Source organism: Pleurocapsa sp. CCALA 161 (assembly GCF_003003995.1).
Classification (GTDB): Bacteria; Cyanobacteriota; Cyanobacteriia; order Cyanobacteriales; family Xenococcaceae; genus Waterburya.
In genome coordinates this window covers 1-4,061 of record NZ_PVWF01000225.1, presented here as the reverse complement: position 1 = coordinate 4,061, position 4,061 = coordinate 1, and the positions used below count along the sequence as shown (strand labels likewise).

General features: G+C 38.6%; 6 protein-coding genes and 1 pseudogene. 6 read left to right on the top strand and 1 reads right to left on the bottom strand.

Annotated features, from left to right (window positions below):
* From C7B62_RS24905 to C7B62_RS24880, 6 genes and pseudogenes are all read left to right on the top strand, one after another.
* Positions 1 to 498, top strand: a pseudogene (locus tag C7B62_RS24905) (dynamin family protein); the annotation flags it as partial.
* Positions 499 to 540: 42 nt separating this feature from the next.
* Positions 541 to 1,281: a glycoside hydrolase family protein gene (locus C7B62_RS24900; RefSeq protein WP_106244143.1), complete on the top strand. Its 741-nt coding sequence runs from the start codon at positions 541 to 543 to the stop codon at positions 1,279 to 1,281.
* A gap of 319 nt (positions 1,282 to 1,600) precedes the next feature.
* The gene (locus C7B62_RS27300) at positions 1,601 to 1,693 is read left to right on the top strand and encodes a DUF4327 family protein (RefSeq protein WP_106244147.1); all 93 of its coding nucleotides are present in this window, start codon (positions 1,601 to 1,603) and stop codon (positions 1,691 to 1,693) included.
* A 14-nt stretch (positions 1,694 to 1,707) separates the two neighbouring features.
* Positions 1,708 to 2,214 carry a pentapeptide repeat-containing protein gene (locus C7B62_RS24890; protein ID WP_106244140.1) on the top strand — a complete coding sequence of 169 codons (507 nt, stop codon included), beginning with the start codon at positions 1,708 to 1,710 and terminating at the stop codon, positions 2,212 to 2,214.
* A 40-nt stretch (positions 2,215 to 2,254) separates the two neighbouring features.
* Positions 2,255 to 2,776, top strand: a complete 522-nt coding sequence (locus tag C7B62_RS24885) for a universal stress protein (RefSeq protein WP_106244138.1) — start codon at positions 2,255 to 2,257, stop codon at positions 2,774 to 2,776.
* 44 nt (positions 2,777 to 2,820) lie between these two features.
* Positions 2,821 to 3,153: a hypothetical protein gene (locus tag C7B62_RS24880; RefSeq protein WP_106244135.1), complete on the top strand. Its 333-nt coding sequence runs from the start codon at positions 2,821 to 2,823 to the stop codon at positions 3,151 to 3,153.
* Between the two features lie 49 nt (positions 3,154 to 3,202).
* On the opposite strand, the gene C7B62_RS24875 is transcribed toward C7B62_RS24880, so the two are convergent.
* Positions 3,203 to 3,754: a hypothetical protein gene (locus C7B62_RS24875; RefSeq protein WP_106244131.1), complete on the bottom strand. Its 552-nt coding sequence runs from the start codon at positions 3,752 to 3,754 to the stop codon at positions 3,203 to 3,205.
* Between the last annotated feature and the right edge of the window lie 307 nt (positions 3,755 to 4,061).

Below are 4,061 nucleotides of genomic sequence, written 5' to 3'. Positions count from 1 at the left end.
GTGTCTGAGGATACTCTAGCACTTCCAGCGATTAATACTGACCGCTTAAATAGCGATGAATTTGCTACCAAAATCAAGTTGGCGACAGAAGAAGGTTTAGATAGCTTTTGGAGACTGGGAATTACCGCAGCAGCAACAGGGGTGGGTGGACAGCTAATATTTAATACAATTTCAGCAGATGCTACAGCTTTTGTGGTGGCGGGGTTATTCAGCTTAATGAGCTTTGATGCTTTGCCCAGAAGACGGAGAAAACTCAAGGCAGAGTTAGAACAAAATTATCGCAGTCTTCAAGAAAACTACACCAAGAGTCTTAAGGATGCTCTGGCAGCAGAATTAAATAAATGTCTACAACAGTTTGCCAATGTAATTAGACCTCAACAGGAAGAACTGGCGAGCAAAATAGCCACTGCTGAATCTATTACCAAAGAAGCAGCAACCATCAAAGCCCAAATCCAGCAGATTACTACCGAAGTAGAACAGTTAGCAAATAATAATTAAATAATAATTAGAATATCTTTTGTCGTTAAGCGATCAATATAGATGCAGTTAGCTAATCAAGCCCAGAAAATTTTCTTCCTCGGTTGTTTGATATTGTTGCTGGGGAAACTGGCAAATATCAGCCAACCTCAAAGAGATTTCTTATGGCAGCGCTCTGGACAAATCTTATCTAAGCTTTATGGACAAAGCCATTTAGGGCAATCTGAAGCAAAAGGCGATTATCCTTCGGGTACGCTTGGCGATCGCAATTTTACACCTACTATACATGGCACTCAACCTCTGGCTATGAGGGGAGGAGATCCCTATATTAGAGCCTTGATGCGGACTATCACAGCTAGCGAAGCAAATGTTAGTCGTCCTTACAACGTAATTTATGGCGGAAAGCAAGTTAAAGATCTCAGTAAGCATCCCCAGCTTTGCGTCACTATTGTCACAGGGCCGAATACTGGTAACTGCACTACCGCTGCGGGACGTTATCAAATGCTCGATTTTACCTGGAATCAAACAGCACAGCGATATCATCCTCATCCTTCGGGTTTTTGGCGCTGGAAAAGCTATAGTTTTGAGGCTAAATATCAAGATGCTGTAGTTTATGCTTGGCTTAGTGATTCTCAGGCTTGGGATGTGGATATTGCCGATCTACTGCGACAGGGAGAAATAACCCAAGTACTTCAATTACTTTCAGGAACTTGGACTAGTTTGGGATATGGAATTGAGACTAATTCTATGAGCAATTATTTACCCCAAATTTATCAAAATATGTTGCAGCAAGAATTGAGCTAAAGATGGAAGTCATAATAAATCCGTTTCAAATAGGTTACTTGAACAATTGAGTAATAAGTAATAAGTAATGAGTAGCGAGTAGCGAGTCCTAAAGGATACACCTTCGGATAAGCGCTTGGGTGCGCGTACCATTGCGCATATAGTCAGAAATCAGAAGCTTTACGGTAAATTTGCCAGCTTGTACTATTCGTCTGGTTTCTATTTGAAATGACTCTAACTTTTATCATCTACCACTACAACCCACCTATTATTGACTAATATTTTCCCAAAATCCTCACAAGTTCTTCAAGCTTTTTTCTTATCTTGAACCTAAAGATGGATTTGTGCCGAATGCGAATTGGCAAAAAACGATTATCTATTAAGAGATCATATCTGCGATTTCTTAGCCAAAGTTAAATGCTCAGAAGATTAGGGAGGTAGAAATTAATGGTTGAGGTAATTACAAAACAGGAATTAGATAATTACAGTAATGCCATTAAGGTGGAGTTGCTTAAAGCTGCATATTTAGCAGGTAGGAGAGATTTTTCGCGATCGCACTTAAAACATATTTGTTTACATAAAGCGCAGTTAGCGACTATCAATCTGTGTGATGCCTATTTAAATCGGGCTATTTTGAGTAAAGCTAATCTTGAAAGAGCTTATTTAAACCGAGCAATTCTTTATGCTGCCAATTTAAACCAAGCAAAATTGTATCAAGCTAGTTTGATTGAAGCAAATCTAGAAAATGCTAACTTGAGTCATGCTGCCTTGAATCACACTAATTTAAGTGGAGCAAATTTAAGGAATGCTAATCTCGAACATGCACAGTTGGTTTGGGCAAATCTGCGGGGAGCAAATTTAACAGATGCCAATTTGGAAAGGGCAAATTTAAGTGGCGCTAAATTTGATCAGACGATTATGCCTGATGGAAGTATAAGAAATGATGATGGTTAGTCATTATTACTTACTTGATTATTTATAACGAGAAAAAATTATGTTTGCAAAAATATTAGTAGCACTAGATCGTTCCCCAGAAGCAGAAACGGTTTTCAACTTTGCTTTATCTTTAGCACAGCCAGAAAGCGAGTTATTGTTAGTTCACTTTATTGACTGGCAGATGCAAGATGTATCTCCTTGGGTTGGGGTTGGCACTTTGTACGATCTTAATTTATCAGGCGATCGCTACTGGCATCACCAGCGTTTAGAAACAGAAGTTGAAATTGCCAATGATTGGCTCAAAGCGCTGGCAGAACCAGCTAAACAGCATGGCGTGCGTTATAAATATGAATGCCAGATCGGCAACTGTAATTTGGGAATTGGCGATCTGGCTAAGAATTGGGGTGCAGATGTAATTGTAATTGGTCGTCGGAGTCAAAGGAATATATCAGAAATATTTTTAGGTAGCGTTAGCAACTATGTAATTCATCATACTCCCTGTTCTGTTCTGGTCGTTCAAGGAAATAATAGCTCAACAGGCGATCGCTTGGCTGCTACATCCGAAGTAAATTATTCTTAGTAGAATTAAGGTAGAAGAGCTATCCCTGATTGAAGCAGAGCGAAATGAAAACCAACAAGAAAAGTTTGACTATTAGTTGTTTCAATACTTTGGTATTGGCAGTAATGATCGAAATTCTTGCAGCTATCGCCGTCAAAGCACAGGATCATCTTAATTTTGATCTGCTGAATGGCTTGTATACCCCAACTGAATCTGAAAGATTTTTTCAGGCTGGAAGAGAAGACTTAGAAAGAGAAATAGCAATCTTGAATCATCCAGAACCTTATCTGAGTGGCGATGTGTTGCAAATAGACCCAAAAACAATCAAACAGATGAATCAACTAGAATTACCTAGTGATTTTGAGGAAGATCTATCTGAGTATAAATTACAGAGGTAGTAGGTAGTAGATTGATTAGTGCGTGACCTCAGTAATTTAGATTAAAAAGTCAGGGTTCAGATAGGTTTAATTTTAGCCAAGGATAGTTTTCTAAATCTTGACAAGTCCAGCAGGAGAGTCCAGCCTGTTGCGAAATAGTTTCTACAAATACGATCGCTTCAGGATCTTTTAGGCTAATTTGTCCTGGTTTGCCTAATTTTTCTAGTTCTTGCAGAATGATCAGATCGAGATGATTTTCTTCTTCGTTACCGTCGAGGCGATCTTTTAAACCTTTGCGATGCATTCTGACGTAGATTCTTTTTCCTGCTAAGATTGACAGCCATTCCATCAGCACATCTTTTGCTTTGGTTTCAAACTCAGCTGCCGATTGGAAAGAAAAAGTAGAAGTAACGGGTACAATTCGTGCAAAAACTTTTTTTAAACTAGGATCTTGTAATAATTTGCTGTTTAAGCTATCTAAAAACTCAGGAATACTATTCACATTCATCAGCAAGATATTCTCAAAGTCACTTTGAAAAACTGTGCCGAATTCTTCAAGCAATAAATAGGCTCGGCTAAAACTGTGTTCCTGTACATCAACGACTATATTCCAGTTAAGCATTTTATTTTTCTCTTGTAGACTAAACCTGTATGGCGATCGCTCTTTAATTCACGTTTCTAGAATAAATTAAAAGGTTGAGGATTTTGTGAAAGGAGACGGGTTCTTGTTCGACTAGTGATGGCAATTAAATTGTGGTAAATTCTGGACTTAACAGAGTGATGTTGATATAGCAATCCTAAATGAAATGAAAAATTTCTACTACCTACTACCTACTACCTACTACCTACTGCCTACTACCTACTACCTACTACCTACTACCTACTACCTACTACCTACTACCTACTACCTACTACCTACTACCTACTAC